This window comes from Ochrobactrum sp. RH2CCR150 (genome assembly GCA_014138095.1).
In the GTDB taxonomy this organism is placed as follows: domain Bacteria; phylum Pseudomonadota; class Alphaproteobacteria; order Rhizobiales; family Rhizobiaceae; genus Brucella; species Brucella gambitense.
On sequence record JACGXE010000006.1, the window covers coordinates 205,473 to 219,822 of the forward strand.

Sequence of the window (14,350 nt, forward strand, 5' to 3'; positions counted from 1 at the left end):
AAACCGCTTCACACTTTTGCTGGAAATGCTCTATTCCATGGCGATGGTGTGATCGACTTCCTGCGCAACCTTTGGCTTGCGGAGCAAGAGAACAAGCGGCATCGCCATAAGCGACATCAGCATCAACAGCTTGAAATCATCGATATAGGATATGACGGTCGCCTGTTGCGTGATGATGTTATCGAGAAGCGCGCGTCCGGCAGCCGTGGTCGGGTTGAGATATTGCGAAACAATCGCGCTATCGAAATTATGATTGAACGGCGTGACATAGGCGCTGATATCCGCGTGATTGGCCTGAACATTCTCTGTCAGAAGCGCTGAAACCACCGAAATACCGACGCTCGACCCGATATTGCGCGAGAGATTGTACAGACCCGTACCGTCGCCGCGCAGATGGGCGGGGAGGGTGGAAAAGGCAATCGTGGTCAAGGGCACGAATAGGAAACCCAAGCCTGCACCCTGAATGAAGCCAACCCGCACAATGGTCCATTGCGAAACATCGGGCGTCCAGCCGGTCATCTCATACATGGCCCAGGCCGTCAGTCCGAGACCGGTCAAAAGCAGATAGCGTGAATCGACACGCCCAATCAGCTTGCCGACCAGAAACATGCAGGCCATGGTTCCCATGCCACGCGGCCCCATCACGATACCGGCTGTGGTCACCGGATAACCCATCAGGGTCTGGAGATAAGGCGTCATCAGCGCCAGCGACGCCAGATAGGTCACGCCGATAATGAAGATGAAGAGCATACTCACCGCAAAATTGCGGTCGAGAAACAGCTGCGGTTTGACGAAAGAATTCTCTGCCGTGAATGTGTGCACCACAAGAAGATAAACTGCTGCCGCGCAAACCAGCGACTCGATGACGATTTCGCTCGAAGAAAACCAGTCCATCTGCTCGCCGCGATCGAGAAACAATTGCAGCGAGGCAATCGCAAGACTGAGCAAACCGAACCCCGTCCAGTCGAGACGCGCCGTTCGATCGATCTTGGTTTCGGACACGAAGATCATGATTCCGGCAAAAGCCAGCGCACCAATCGGCACATTGATATAGAAAACCCAGCGCCAGCTCATATTGTCGGTGAGCCAGCCGCCGATGACGGGTCCGAGAACTGGCCCAACCATCACCGAAACGCCGAAAAGTGCCATGGCGGAGCCACGTTCTTCCAGCGTGTAGATATCGAGCAGAATACCTTGCGACAGCGGCACCAGCGAAGCGCCGAACAGGCCCTGCAAAAGACGGAAACCGACAATCTGCGGCAGGGATTGCGCAAGACCACAAAGGACGGAGGCCACAACGAAGCCCGCAATGGCCGCCAGCAGAACACGCTTGCGGCCGAATTTGGCGGCAAGAAAGCCTGACGGCGGCGTCATGATCGCAGCCGCCACGATATAGGAGGTCAGCACCCAGTTGATCTGGTCGGCGCTTGCCGAAACGCTGCCCTGAATATAGGGCAGGGCGACATTGGCAATCGTCGTATCCAGCGCCTGCATGATGACCGCGAGAATGACGCAAGCGGTGATCGCGCCGCGATGTGCGACGATAGACGCGCCGGAAATGGCGACGTTAGACATGGTTTCCACCACCGAAAAGATTGGTAATGAAGCTCGGCAGGCCGCGCGGGTGGCCTGTATCGACTTCAACATTGACGCTCATGCCGACACGCAGCGGCGGCTGGCCACTCTTGTTGTCGATGCTGACGCGCATGGGGATGCGCTGCACGACCTTGACCCAGTTGCCAGACGTATTCTGGGCTGGCAGCAGCGAGAAGCTGGAACCTGAAGCCGGGCTGATGCTGGCGACTTTGCCTTCCCAGCGCGCATCGGGATAAGTATCGACCGAAATCGTCACCGGTTGGCCGGGTTCAATCCCGGTCAATTCGGTTTCCTTCGGATTGGCGGTGATCCAGAGATGATCGGATGAAACCAGCGAGAATGCCTGTTGTGCGGCTTGCAGATAGGAGCCGACCTGCAGGCTGTTCACATTGGTGACGATGCCGTCAAACGGCGCGCGAATGGTGGCGTCATCAAGCTGACGCTGGGCCTCATCCACCTTGGCCTTGGCTTGCAGATAAAGCGGGTTCTGTTCCACAGGCTGGTCAGCATTGCCGCCGAGCTGGGCCAGCGCCGACTGGGCCTGCGCCTTGGCCACGGCAACCTTCTGCTGGGCGGCATCGAGATCGTGCTTTGCCTGATCGAATGTCGCGCGCGATGACGCGCTGGTCGCCACGAGATCCTGTTGCCGCTTGAATGTGGCCTGATAGAAAGGCAGATCGGCTTCGGCCTGCGTGATTTCGGCAAGCGATTGCTGATAGCTGGCCTGAAGGCCCAATATCTGGTTACGCACCTGACCGAGTTCAGCCTGAGCACCTTCAAGCGCAATGGCAAAGGAATCCGGCTTCAGACGGAACAGCACCTGACCGGCTTTGACCAGCTCGTTTTCATGCACATCAATGCCCGCGACAAGCCCCGAAACATCGGTCGAGATGCCCACCATATCGGCCTGCACATAGGCGTTGTCGGTTGAAACATAGCGTCCGCCGGTGACGTAGAAATAGCCGCCGACCACAAGCGCCAGAGGCAGAAGCGAAAACATCATGCGGCGGCGCTTCAACCGGCGGCGTGCAGCAATCTCGCTTGCGCTCGGTTTCAGGGTCGCGTCGATGGCGCTTTGCGGCTGCGCGGCCGGACCAGTGCTTTCGGCGTGGGTTTCCTGACGTGCTTCAGGTTCATCCCGTTCGATAGCGGCGGGATGCTTTACGATATTGGACGTGTCAGTCATGATCTGTATCTTCGTTGACGATTTCGGGACTTGCGGGAGACCGGCAAGCCCGGGAGAGATTGTCTTTCATCGACAGGAGGGTCTGGATCAGCTGTTCCTGTTCCGCCTGCGAAACACCTTCAAGCGCTTCGGCCCGCGTCTGGCCGCCGAGCACGCGCATATCTTCCAGAAGCGGCATCGCCGCCTCGCATATGTAAATCAGATGCGCACGCCGATCGGTCGGATGGGGCCGTCTTTCGACAAATCCCTGTTCGACGAGCCGGTCGAGAATGCGCGTAAGGGTTATAGCCTCCACGTCCAGCAGATCAGCCAGACTGCGTTGCATGATCCCGTCATTCTTCGAGAGGAATGCCAGCGTTTGCCACTGGGCCCGTGTCAGGCCAGTTCCGCGTGCGCGCTGCTCAAAACGTTTGCGAAGAAGGCGGGCAACATCATGCAACAGAAAACCGAGAACGCGGGTGTCCGCCACTTGTATGCTCACTTATTTATAAGCTACCTTATTATTTGTAGCTTATGACAAGTGCCTTGAATATGGCAAGTGAATTGGATCGCAGGTGGAAGCCTGCGATGTCACAATCACGTGACAACTTGTTGGGATAGAGAGGTTGCCGGTCAGTGCGCTGGTTGCGGCGTGACGGCTTCCAGCCATTGTGCGCGATAGGCGGCATAAGCGTCGCCGGATGCACCATCGTCGGGATGATAGGTTCTGCCGTGCTTTTCCTGGGGCGCAGCGCCTGCCAGCAAGCCTGCGCCGGTGGCCGTCCCGGTTGATCCGGCAATTGCCTCGACCGCGCGTCCGGAAAAATTCGCCAATGCTTTCAGATAAATAGCATTATCGGAAAATGGACCTTCGACGACAATCGGTCCTTTGGCACCCAGCAGGCCAAGGCAGCTCTCCGTCATCAGCGCAGCATAAATACAAGCGGCTGCATAGCGTTCGGCATCGCTTGCCTGATCCGCGTTGCGCCAACGCAGGTGTGTGTCGGGGAAAGGGCCGCAGCCCGGAACGGCGGAAGGCAAAGCCATGATCCTGCGATGTAGAACCTGCGCGGCAAGGGCACCGTACTCGGCGGGCGAGGGCTTTTGCAGACCCTCCGTCATCAGGTCGAATTCTCGCCCGCCCATATAGCGCGCCGAAGGCACGGCCCGCCCATAGGCATCGACATTGGCGAGCGTATCGCGTTTCGGGTCCAGCTGGTCGAGATTGCCGCCAACGGCGAAGCTTACCACCCATGTGCCGGTCGAAACCACCGAAAATGGGCCTTTGCGATTCATCAGATGTGCAAGCAGCGATGCGTTGGAATCGTGAATGCCGCAATGCACCGGAACAGACGAGGGCAGTCCGATATCGGTCGCGATCTCCGGCAGTAGCGGCCCAAGCGCATCGAAGGCGGAGCGCAGCGGCGGGAATTTCTCGCGAATGTCCAGTCGGTCGACAAGAGCAGAAAAGGCGGATTGTTTCGGCAGCCACAAATCGGTGTGGCAGCCAAGCGAGGTCACTTCCGATGCAGCAATGCCGGTCAGACGCCAGGCCCAATATTGCGGATAGGTGAATATGAAATGGGTGTGCGCGAAATCGGCAGGAAAGACCGTTTTCAGATAGTGAAGCTGCGCACCGAGATTGAGGCCGAGCGACAGGGTCGGCGAAAACGTATCGCGAAAATCCGGCTTTATGGCCGCATAGGCGGCGCGGATTTCGGCTGGATATTCGAGTTCATAGTCGAGAACCGGCATTGCCAGCGTGCCGTCTTCAGCAACGAGAGCCGCCGACGCGCCATGCGTGGTGATGGAAATGGCATCGAAGCCCGGCTCTTGCGCAAATTCCGCCAGGCTTGCCAGAAAGAAGCGCCAAAGCGCCTCGATATCATAATGCGGGTAGGGGCCGTCGCGCAGAACGGTGTTCGGCATGCGGCGTGCAGCAATTTCCTCGCCGCCTGCCGCATCGATCACGACGACTTTGGCATTGGTCTTGCCGATATCGAGAATGGCGATGCGCTTCATGACATGTGAAACACTGGCTTGAGATCGACAGAAACCGGCGAATTGTCGGGGTTCGTCGCCATGATGTCGGCCATATGCGCCCACCATTTCTTCATGACGGGATGGTCGGGCAGGGCCGCCATACCGTGGCTGGCGCTGCGCGTCAGCACGCCAAACAGGCTATTGGTTTCTTCATCGAGATAGATGGCATAGTCCGACACGCCAGCCGCGTGCAGAAGTTTGACCAGTTCGGGCCAGATTTCGTCATGGCGGCGGCGATATTCCGCTTCCATGCCCGGATTGAGCTTCATGCGAAATGCATAGCGTTCGGTGATCATGTCGCGCGCCTCCCTTTGAACTGCCGGATGAGGATCGGCAGCGAAATGGTGACGATGAGCAGGAGGCCGATAAAGATCGACATGACGATGCCCGGCACATTGAGAAGGCCAAGCCCGAAGGTCACAAGGCCCATCACGAAAGCCGCAATCACGACGCCGACAATGGTGCCCGATCCGCCGAGGATCGATACGCCGCCCAGCACGACCATGGTGACGATTTCCAGTTCCCAGCCTTGCGCGATAGACGGGCGCGTGGAGCCGAGGCGTGACGTCAGGCAGACGGCAGCGATGCCGCTCATCACGCCGGTCATCAGGAAAAGCACGAATTTGGTTTTCTCGACCGGAATGCCGGAAAAGCGCGCCGCGAACTCATTATTGCCGATGGCATAGATGCGGCGTCCAAAGCTGGTGGCATGCAAGAGCACGCCAAACAGCACGGCAAACAGAATGAACAGCACGAATTCGAACGAGAAGACCCAGAACACATAGCCCTGTCCGAAATAGGCAAAGCTTTCCGGATAGCCGCCAAAGGCCTGATCGCCGAGCACGATATAGGAAATGCCGCGGAAAAGGCTCATCGTGCCGATGGTCACGACGATGGATGGCAGTTTCAACCCGGCCACCAGCCCGCCATTGATTGCGCCGCAGACAAGGCCAGTGCCAATGCCGATGCAGACCAGACCCGGCGTGCCGACGCCAGCCTGCGCAGCTGCGCCCATCGCAGTCGAGGAAAGCGCAATGATGGCGGCGACCGAGAGGTCGATTTCACCGGAAATGATCAGAAGCGTCATCGCAAAGGCGATCAGCGCCTTTTCGGTGAAGTTGAATGTGGCGTCTGAGAGGTTCCACGCATCGAGGAAATAGGGCGAGGCGAAGGAATTCGCGATGAAGATCGCAATCGCCACGCCAAGCAGCAGCATTTCCCAGCTTGCAAAGATGCGCGAGAAGGGCGTTCCGAGGCGGTCGGGAATATGACGGCGCTGGTCGTTCATGTCCGTCTGGCTCATGCAGCAACCTCCTCATAAGTCTTCGCGGCCTTGTCGCGCAGGATGATGCGTCCACGCCGCTTTTCCTGCCGCGCATTGAAAATCACCGCCAGAATGATCACGGAACCGGAGATCGCCATTTGCCAGAAGGGCGATATGTCGATGACCGGCAAAGCGTTCTTGATGACGCCGAGAAACAGCGCGCCCAAAACCGCACCGGCAACTGTGCCGATGCCACCGAGCGTCGAGATGCCGCCGATGACGCAGGCCGCAACACTGTCGAGTTCGAAACCGGCGGCCACATCCACATAGGCGACGGCATAGCGCGACACCCAAAGATAACCGCACAGCCCGGCGAGCGCGCCCGAAAGCACAAAGGCGAAAAAGCGTGTGCGACCGACTTCGATGCCGGTATAGACGGCGGCGGTCGGATTGCCGCCGGAAGCATAAAGGGCGCGGCCAAAGAATGTCCGCGTCAGCAGCACATAAACGAGCGCCACGATTAAAATCGCCGTCCAGCCCAGGAGCGGCAGGCCGAGGAAAGGCGTGCGTGGCGTGTTGAGAAAGGGCGCTGTCATCTGGTGCGCATTCACCCATGCGCCGCCGGACAGCACAAAGGCCATGCCGCGATAGATGGTGAGCGTGCCAAGCGTGACGACAATGGCCGGAATGTTGAGCTTCCAGACAAGAATGCCGTTGATCGCGCCCAAAACTGCACCGATGCCAACGGCAAGCACGATCAGCAGCACCAGCGGCAGGCCCGGATAGGTGGCGTTGAGCATTGCCACGGCCATGCCGGTAAAGGCGAGATTGGCAGCAACCGACAGATCGATCGACTTAGTCAGGATCACCGCCATCTGTCCAAGCGCGATGATGATCAGGATCGATGTGTCGTTGAAGATACCCGCCAGATTGCCAATGCTGGCAAAGCCCGGCGCGCGGCTTGCAAACAGGCCCACCAGAAGCGCGATGATGACGAGGAGCAGGAGTTCCCGCTGTTTCAGCAATTGTTTCATGATTTACTCCGCAGCCTGCTCGGCATTGCCTGTGGCGGCGCGCACCAGCACTTCCGCGTCGAGGCTTGCGCGTTCGAAGACGCCTTCCATAAGGCCTTCGCGCATGACCATCACGCGGTCCGACATGCCGATGATTTCCGGCAGTTCCGACGAGATCATGATGATGCTGAGGCCCTCGGCGGCGAGTTCGCTGATAAAGGCGTGAACCGCAGCCTTGGAGCCGATATCGATGCCCTTGGTCGGCTCGTCGAGAATGATGACCTTCGGATTGGTGGCGAGCCACTTGCCGATGACGACCTTCTGCTGATTGCCGCCCGATAGCGTTCCGACCGGTACGGAAAGGGCGGCAGCGCGCAGATCGAAGCGCTCGGCATATTTGCGCGCCAACGCGAGTTCTTCCGCCATGCGCAGAAAGCCATTGCGCGAGGTGCGGGCAAGCGATGGCAGCGAAACATTCTGAAAGATCGGCAGTTGCAGCACCGCGCCGTGACGTCCACGCTCTTCCGGCACATAGACGATGCCATGGGCCACCGCGTCGCCGGGGCGGCGAATGCTGATCTCGCGATCTTCAAGCGTCACACGGCCACGGGATGGCTTGGTGATGCCGAACAGCGATTGTGCGAATTCCGAGCGCCCGGCGCCGACAAGGCCGTAAACGCCGAGGATTTCACCCTTGCGCAGTTCAAAGGAAATGTCGCGAAACTCGGTCGGGTGCGAATAGTTTTCAACCTTCAGCACCGGCTTGCCGATGGCGACATCCTGCTTGGGAAAGGCCTGATCGACAGACCGTCCGACCATCATCCGCACGATATCGTTCTGCCGCGTATCGGCAAGTGTGCCGTGCCCAACGGCGTGCCCGTCGCGGAAAACTGCATAATTATCGGCGATTTCATAGACTTCATCGAATTTGTGGCTGATGAAGAGGATGGCTTTACCCTGCGCTTTCAGCCGCGCCACGATGCGAAACAGGTCGTCCACTTCCTTGCGCGACAGGGCTGCGGTCGGCTCGTCCATGATGACGATGCGCGAATCCACCGACAGCGCGCGGGCGATGGCGACCAGATGCCGCTGGGCGATGGACAGTTCCTTCAGCTTGATGCGCGCGTCGACCGTCGTTTCCAGCGAGGACAGCAAGGCCTGCGAACGGGCATATACAGCCTTCCAGTTGACGAAGCCGAATTTCGTGCGCGGCGCATGGCCGAGATAGATGTTTTCGCCCACCGACAATTCGTCAAAGAGCACGGTTTCCTGATGAATGGCCGTTACGCCGTGATCGGTCGCATCCTGTGCGGTCGCCAGATGCACCGGCTTGCCGTCGATGAGGATTTCACCTTCATCGGGCTGATAGATGCCGGTGAGGATTTTCACGAGCGTGGACTTGCCCGCGCCGTTCTCGCCGATCAGCGCTGTCACTTTGCCGGGATAGAGCGCGATATTGACGTCATCGAGCGCACGCACACCGGGAAATGTCTTGGCAATGCCGCGCATTTCCAGAATGGGCTGGTCCGTCATGGCAAGCACCGTCTGCTCACCGCTGGAATCGCCGCTTGAGAGAAAAGCTGCATTCATTGCAGACACCTGAAATCGATTCTGGGGAACGGGAGGCGGCACCCGTTCAGCGAATGCCGCCTCTTTTTAAAATGCGCATCGTGTCCGAAAACCGTTTCACACTTTTCGGGATGCGCTTTCCGATCAGAAGACCTTGGAAAACTGGTCGATGTTCTTCTCGTCATAGACGAAAGGATCGCTCATCGCGGCTTCGCCGTTTTCGCCGATCTTGATCTTGCCCATGCGTCCGGCATCGATTTCGGAACCCGGCTTGCCATCGGTATCACCCTTCACGAGGTGATAGGCGATCTGGGTTGCGGAATAGCCGAGATCGATCGGGTTCCAGATGGCGAATTCCTTGGTCGCGCCCGACTTGATTGCGCCAGCCATTTCAGACGGCAGGCCGAGGCCCGTCACATAGACATCGCCGATCTTGCCGGCATCCTTCACCGCCTGCGAAGCGGCCAGAACGCCCACGGTGGTCGGCGCCACGATGACCTTGACGTTCGGGTTCGACTTCAGGAGGCCCTGTGCTTCACGATAGCTCTTGTCGGCAAGGTCGTCGCCATAGACAGTCGTAACCAGATTGAGGCCCGGGAAGTCCTTAAGCTGCTTCTTCATCTCGGCAATCCAGATATTCTGGTTGGTCGAGGTCGTGGTGGCGGACAGGATCGCGAAATCGCCCTTACCGTCCGGCAGGTGGTCGGCTGCAAGCTTCAGGCACATCTTGCCGATCAGCTCGTTGGACGATGGGTTGAGGTGCACGATACGGCCAGCCGGAGCCACGCCCGAATCCCACGAGATCACCTTGATGCCGCGCTGGGCAGCCTTTTTCAGCGCTGGTACGACCGCATCCGGATCGTTGGCGGAAATGGCGATGGCGTTGACGCCCTGCGCAATCAGCGAATTGATGACTTCAATCTGGCCTTCGGCAGTCGTGGTGGTCGGGCCGGTATAGATGACCTCGACGCCGCCAAGTTCCTTGGCAGCTTCCTGCGCACCCTTGTTGGCGGCTTCAAAGAAGCCATTGCCGAGCGACTTCGCGACGAGCGCGATCTTCATGTCGGCAGCCTGTGCCTGACTTGCCATGAAGGCGACAGCCAGTGCAGTGCCGAGTGCGAGTTTCTTGAAAAGCTTCATGTCTCATTCCTCCCAGTATAAAGACATATGTTTCACGATGATCCCGGCATTGGCCGGGATGATAATAGAGTTGGCTCAGGCAACTTCGGCGGAATCCCCCTGTTCGCCGCCCTTGCCGGCATTTGCGGAAACCTGCGCTACAATCAGCCGGATACCCGCATTTTCGACCATCCGCCGCGCCTCATCGGAAATGCCGTCATCGGTGATCAGCGTGCTGACACGGTCGAGCGGGCAAAGGATGAGGCTGGAACGGCGGGTGAATTTCGATGAATCGACCATCAGGACAAGTTCGTCCGCCTGGCCCATCAGTTTCTGTTCGCTCTGGATGATCAGCGCGTCGGATTCCATCACGCCGAGCGGGCTGACACCCTGACAGCCCATGAACATCCGCCGACCGTAAAAATTACGGATGACGTCATTGTCGAAAGGCGAAAGGATCAGGCTCTGGTCGCGATAGATCGCGCCGCCGGGCACGATCACCGTGCTTTTCGACTGCCGCAACAGATGTTCGGCAATGGCGAAGGAGTTGGTCAGAACCTGAAGGCGGCGCGCCGTCAGATAGTGTACCATCTGGAATGTCGTGGAGCCGCCATTGATGATGATGCTGTCGCCTTCATCGCAGAGCGCCACGGCTTCGCGGGCGATGGCGCGCTTGCGATCACCATTTTCGGATTCGGAAACCTTGAACGGACGCCCCGCCAGACTGCCAAACTGTGGCGGGTGGATGGCTTCAGCACCGCCGCGCACGCGCTTTATGCGGCCCTGCATATGCAACGATGCGATATCGCGCCGAAGGGTCGCTTCCGACGCCTCCGTCAGTTCCACCAGATCCTGAATGGTGATCACCGGTTTCTCCTGAACAGCGCTCAGGATGATGCGGTGGCGCTCTCTTTCGTGCATGACTCCTCCTGCGTCCATCTATTCTCATATTGCTGGCGCATGTCAATCACAAACAATCAATAATTCGCATATGTGTGAAATATTTGATCGGTTATGATTGTTTATGATTGACAGTATTTCGTTTCATGCGTCATATCTGCCGCCAACATGATCGCTCGCGCATGGGAAGGATATGCGCGCTGCGATTGGCCATAACCTGGCATAACTGACTTGGGAGGATGATATGGTGGTCAGCAATCGGCTGCTCGATAATCGCTGGGACGACGCCAAGGCGGCAACGCTGGATGAGCCGGGAAAGCTGCTTTACCGCTCCAATCTGCTCGGGTCAGACAAGCGCATCACCAATTACGGCGGCGGCAACACCTCTGCCAAGGTCGAGGAAATCGATCCGCTGACTGGCGAAAAGGTTCAGGTTCTCTGGGTCAAGGGTTCGGGCGGCGATGTCGGCACCATCAAGCTCGACGGTTTTGCCACGCTTTATCAGGACAAGCTCGATGCGCTGAAGGGCATCTATAAGGGCGTTGAGGATGAAGACCGCATGGTCGGCTTCCTGCCGCACTGCACCTTCAACCTCAATCCGCGTGCCGCATCCATCGATACGCCGCTGCATGGTTTCGTCGCTTTCAGCCATGTCGATCACATGCATCCCGATGCGATCATTGCGATTGCGGCCTCCAGGAATTCCCGCGAGCTGACGGCTGAAATTTTCGGTGACGATATTGGCTGGCTGCCATGGCGTCGCCCGGGTTTCCAGCTCGGTCTCGATCTCGAAGCTTTCGTCAAGGCGCATCCACAGGCCAAGGGCGTTGTCCTTGAAAGTCATGGGCTTTTCACCTGGGCGAATGATGCGAAGACCTGCTACGAAACCACGCTCGCTATCATCAACAAGGCCATTGAATGGCTGGACCGGAAGACGGCGGGCAAGGCCGCTTTCGGCGGTGCTGTCACACAAAGCCTCGCGGCTTCCAAGCGTCGCGCTATCGCAGCGCGGCTGATGCCGGAAATTCGCGGGCTCATCGGCAAGGAAGAGCGCAAGCTCGGCCATTTCGACGATCAGGATGCGGTGCTGGAATTCGTGAATGCAAAGGAACTGCGCCCGCTGGCCGCTCTGGGCACATCCTGCCCGGATCATTTCCTGCGCACCAAAATTCGCCCGCTGGTCGTCAATTTTGATCCGGCCAGCCCGGATGTCGATGCTATCGTCGCTGGGCTTGAAGATGCGCTGGAAGCCTATCGCGCCGATTACAAGCGCTATTATGAGGCCTGCAAGCACGACAATTCGCCGAAGATGCGCGATCCCAATCCGGTAATTTTCCTGATCCCCGGCGTCGGCATGCTGTCCTTTGCCCGCGACAAGGCGACGGCGCGTATTGCTGGCGAGTTCTATGTCAATGCGATCAATGTCATGCGCGGTGCGTCGGCAGTGTCCGAATATCAGGGACTGCCGGAACAGGAAGCCTTCGATATTGAATATTGGCTGCTTGAGGAAGCCAAGCTGCAACGCATGCCGAAGCCGAAAAGCCTTGCCGGGCGCATTGCCCTTATCACTGGCGGCGCTGGTGGCATCGGCTATGCCACCGCCGAGCGGCTGGCGGGTGAGGGCGCTTGCGTGGTTCTGGCGGATATTGACGCAGAATCGCTCAAATCCGCTCACGCCAATCTGTCAAAGCGTTATGGCGCCGATCAGGTTCGCAGCGTCGAGTTGAACGTGACCGACGAAAAGGGCGTCGCAAACGCCTTTGTCGAAGCCAGTGTCGAGCTGGGCGGCATCGACATTCTGGTTTCCAATGCGGGTATTGCGTCATCCGCTCCTGTCGAAGCGACCGAACTGTCGATGTGGAACCGCAATATCGACATTCTGGCGACCGGCTATTTCCTCGTGTCGCGGGAGGCCTTCCGTCTGTTCCGCCGCCAGAAGATCGGCGGCAATGTGGTGTTCGTCGCTTCCAAGAACGGTCTTGCCGCATCGCCCAATGCGTCCGCCTATTGCACGGCCAAGGCTGCTGAAATCCATCTGGCCCGTTGTCTGGCGCTGGAAGGTGCTGATGCCGGCATCCGCGTCAATGTCGTCAACCCGGATGCGGTTCTGCGGGGCTCCAAGATCTGGGACGGCGAGTGGCGCGAACAGCGCGCGGCGTCGTCCAAGATCGACGTTTCGGAGCTGGAGGAGCATTATCGCAAGCGGTCGTTGTTGAAGCTCAATGTTTTGCCGGAAGATATCGCCGAGGCCATCTATTTCCTCGCCAGCGATGCTTCGGCAAAATCCACCGGCAACATCATCAATGTCGATGCCGGGAACCAGCAGAGTTTCCCACGTTGACCCTATAATCTGGAATGTTCTGGGAGGAACCATGTCCGATCAACGTATTTCGGCCGATTTCATCGCCGAGCATAATTCCGGTTTCGAAAATGCGCTGAAAAGCGATTATCAGGCGCTGGGCGCGCAGCTTGCGCGTCGAGGCATCGAGATCGATACCATTACCGACAAGGTGGCAAGCTATTTCGTCGCCGTGCCTTCGTGGGGCACCGGCACGGGCGGCACCCGTTTCGGTCGCTTTCCGGGCGGCGGCGAGCCGCGTGGCATTTTCGACAAGCTGGACGATTGCGCCGTTATCAACGAGCTTTCGCGCGCAACGCCGAATGTCTCACTGCATATTCCGTGGGACAAGGCGGACCCGAAAAAGCTGAAAGCCCATGCCGCAGCGCTGGGCCTCGGCTTCGACGCCATGAATTCCAACACGTTTTCGGACGCTGCCGATCAGAAACTGTCCTACAAATACGGATCGCTCACCCATGTCGATGCGGCGGTGCGGGCGCAGGCTGTTGAGCACAATCTCGAATGTATCGAAATCGGCAATGCCATCGGCTCCAAGGCCCTGACGGTGTGGCTCGGCGACGGGTCCAATTTCCCCGGCCAGCAGAATTTCACGCGTGCATTCGAGCGCTATCTCGCTTCAATGGGCGAAATCTATAAAGCGCTCCCCGACGACTGGCGCTTGTTCTCCGAGCACAAAATGTATGAACCGGCCTTCTATTCGACGGTGGTTCAGGATTGGGGCACAAATTATCTCATCGCCTCGACGCTTGGTCCCAAGGCACAATGTCTGGTCGATCTCGGCCACCATGCGCCCAACACCAATATCGAAATGATCGTGGCGCGGCTGATGCAGTTCGGCAAGCTCGGCGGTTTCCATTTCAACGACAGCAAATATGGCGATGACGATCTCGACGCCGGTTCCATCGATCCTTATCGACTGTTTCTGGTGTTCAACGAGCTTGTGGATGCCGAATATCGCGGCGTGAAGGAATTTAATCCGGCGCATATGATCGACCAGTCGCATAATGTAACTGATCCGCTGGAGAGCCTCATTTCGTCGGCAAATGAAATCCGCCGCGCTTATGCGCAGGCGCTGCTGGTGGACCGCGAGGCGCTGGAAACCTATCAGCAGGAAAACGATGCGCTGATGGCGTCGGACACGCTGAAACGTGCTTATCGCACCGATGTCGAGCCGATACTTGCCGAAGCCCGCCGCCGCACCGGCGGGGCGATCGAGCCGATTGCCGCCTATCGCGCCAGCGGCTATCGCCAGAAAGTCGCGGCGGAACGACCGGAAAGCAAAAGCGACGGCGGCGCTTTCAACTAAGTTACTTCAAATAAGC

Annotated in this window: 12 protein-coding genes; 2 read left to right on the forward strand and 10 right to left on the reverse strand. The window is 58.3% G+C overall.

What is annotated here, in order from left to right; all coding sequences use genetic code 11:
* Window positions 1-30 precede the first annotated feature (30 nt).
* The 10 genes from FHW03_RS14975 to FHW03_RS15020 form a co-directional block, all read right to left on the reverse strand.
* A complete protein-coding gene (locus FHW03_RS14975) occupies window positions 31-1,575 on the reverse strand; it encodes a DHA2 family efflux MFS transporter permease subunit (protein ID WP_182521343.1) in 1,545 nt (514 codons plus the stop codon).
* Complete coding sequence (locus FHW03_RS14980; protein WP_182521344.1) at window positions 1,568-2,782, reverse strand: HlyD family secretion protein; 1,215 nt, start codon at window positions 2,780-2,782, stop codon at window positions 1,568-1,570. Before FHW03_RS14980 ends, FHW03_RS14975 begins: the two co-directional genes overlap by 8 nt.
* Window positions 2,775-3,251 (reverse strand): MarR family transcriptional regulator, encoded by a 477-nt coding sequence (locus FHW03_RS14985; RefSeq protein WP_182521345.1) that lies wholly within the window; start codon window positions 3,249-3,251, stop codon window positions 2,775-2,777. The genes FHW03_RS14980 and FHW03_RS14985 overlap by 8 nt, the downstream gene beginning before the upstream one ends.
* A gap of 143 nt (window positions 3,252-3,394) precedes the next feature.
* Window positions 3,395-4,783, reverse strand: coding sequence for an FGGY-family carbohydrate kinase (locus tag FHW03_RS14990; protein WP_182521346.1), 1,389 nt, complete (start codon window positions 4,781-4,783; stop codon window positions 3,395-3,397).
* A complete protein-coding gene (gene rhaM, locus FHW03_RS14995) occupies window positions 4,780-5,100 on the reverse strand; it encodes an L-rhamnose mutarotase (protein ID WP_182521347.1) in 321 nt (106 codons plus the stop codon). The genes FHW03_RS14990 and rhaM overlap by 4 nt, the downstream gene beginning before the upstream one ends.
* Window positions 5,097-6,107, reverse strand: a complete 1,011-nt coding sequence (locus FHW03_RS15000; RefSeq protein ID WP_377514907.1) for an ABC transporter permease — start codon at window positions 6,105-6,107, stop codon at window positions 5,097-5,099. The genes rhaM and FHW03_RS15000 overlap by 4 nt, the downstream gene beginning before the upstream one ends.
* Window positions 6,104-7,102 (reverse strand): ABC transporter permease, encoded by a 999-nt coding sequence (locus tag FHW03_RS15005; RefSeq protein ID WP_182521348.1) that lies wholly within the window; start codon window positions 7,100-7,102, stop codon window positions 6,104-6,106. The genes FHW03_RS15000 and FHW03_RS15005 overlap by 4 nt, the downstream gene beginning before the upstream one ends.
* Before the next feature lie 3 nt (window positions 7,103-7,105).
* Window positions 7,106-8,671, reverse strand: coding sequence for a sugar ABC transporter ATP-binding protein (locus FHW03_RS15010; protein WP_377514910.1), 1,566 nt, complete (start codon window positions 8,669-8,671; stop codon window positions 7,106-7,108).
* A 123-nt stretch (window positions 8,672-8,794) separates the two neighbouring features.
* Window positions 8,795-9,790 carry a rhamnose ABC transporter substrate-binding protein gene (gene rhaS, locus FHW03_RS15015; RefSeq protein WP_182521349.1) on the reverse strand — a complete coding sequence of 332 codons (996 nt, stop codon included), beginning with the start codon at window positions 9,788-9,790 and terminating at the stop codon, window positions 8,795-8,797.
* A gap of 75 nt (window positions 9,791-9,865) precedes the next feature.
* A complete protein-coding gene (locus tag FHW03_RS15020) occupies window positions 9,866-10,690 on the reverse strand; it encodes a DeoR/GlpR family DNA-binding transcription regulator (RefSeq protein ID WP_078338167.1) in 825 nt (274 codons plus the stop codon).
* A gap of 223 nt (window positions 10,691-10,913) precedes the next feature.
* Between FHW03_RS15020 and FHW03_RS15025 the strand changes: the two genes are divergently transcribed.
* Together FHW03_RS15025 and rhaI are read left to right on the forward strand one after the other, a co-directional pair.
* Entirely contained in the window at window positions 10,914-13,010 is a 2,097-nt protein-coding gene (locus FHW03_RS15025; RefSeq protein ID WP_182521350.1) for a bifunctional rhamnulose-1-phosphate aldolase/short-chain dehydrogenase, read from the forward strand.
* A 31-nt stretch (window positions 13,011-13,041) separates the two neighbouring features.
* On the forward strand, window positions 13,042-14,334 hold the full coding sequence (gene rhaI / locus FHW03_RS15030) for an L-rhamnose catabolism isomerase (RefSeq protein ID WP_182521351.1): 1,293 nt from the start codon (window positions 13,042-13,044) through the stop codon (window positions 14,332-14,334).
* The last annotated feature ends 16 nt before the right edge of the window (window positions 14,335-14,350 follow it).

What these genes read in the sequence shown, in the direction of transcription:
- FHW03_RS14975 (WP_182521343.1), bottom strand. Translation starts at nt 1,575, where the DNA reads ATGTCTAACGTCGCCATTTCCGGCGCGTCTATCGTCGCACATCGCGGC.
- FHW03_RS14980 (WP_182521344.1), bottom strand. Translation starts at nt 2,782, where the DNA reads ATGACTGACACGTCCAATATCGTAAAGCATCCCGCCGCTATCGAACGG.
- FHW03_RS14990 (WP_182521346.1), bottom strand. Translation starts at nt 4,783, where the DNA reads ATGAAGCGCATCGCCATTCTCGATATCGGCAAGACCAATGCCAAAGTC.
- rhaM (WP_182521347.1), bottom strand. Translation starts at nt 5,100, where the DNA reads ATGATCACCGAACGCTATGCATTTCGCATGAAGCTCAATCCGGGCATG.
- FHW03_RS15000 (WP_377514907.1), bottom strand. Translation starts at nt 6,107, where the DNA reads ATGAGCCAGACGGACATGAACGACCAGCGCCGTCATATTCCCGACCGC.
- FHW03_RS15005 (WP_182521348.1), bottom strand. Translation starts at nt 7,102, where the DNA reads ATGAAACAATTGCTGAAACAGCGGGAACTCCTGCTCCTCGTCATCATC.
- FHW03_RS15010 (WP_377514910.1), bottom strand. Translation starts at nt 8,671, where the DNA reads ATGAATGCAGCTTTTCTCTCAAGCGGCGATTCCAGCGGTGAGCAGACG.
- rhaS (WP_182521349.1), bottom strand. Translation starts at nt 9,790, where the DNA reads ATGAAGCTTTTCAAGAAACTCGCACTCGGCACTGCACTGGCTGTCGCC.
- FHW03_RS15020 (WP_078338167.1), bottom strand. Translation starts at nt 10,690, where the DNA reads ATGCACGAAAGAGAGCGCCACCGCATCATCCTGAGCGCTGTTCAGGAG.
- FHW03_RS15025 (WP_182521350.1), top strand. Translation starts at nt 10,914, where the DNA reads ATGGTGGTCAGCAATCGGCTGCTCGATAATCGCTGGGACGACGCCAAG.
- rhaI (WP_182521351.1), top strand. Translation starts at nt 13,042, where the DNA reads ATGTCCGATCAACGTATTTCGGCCGATTTCATCGCCGAGCATAATTCC.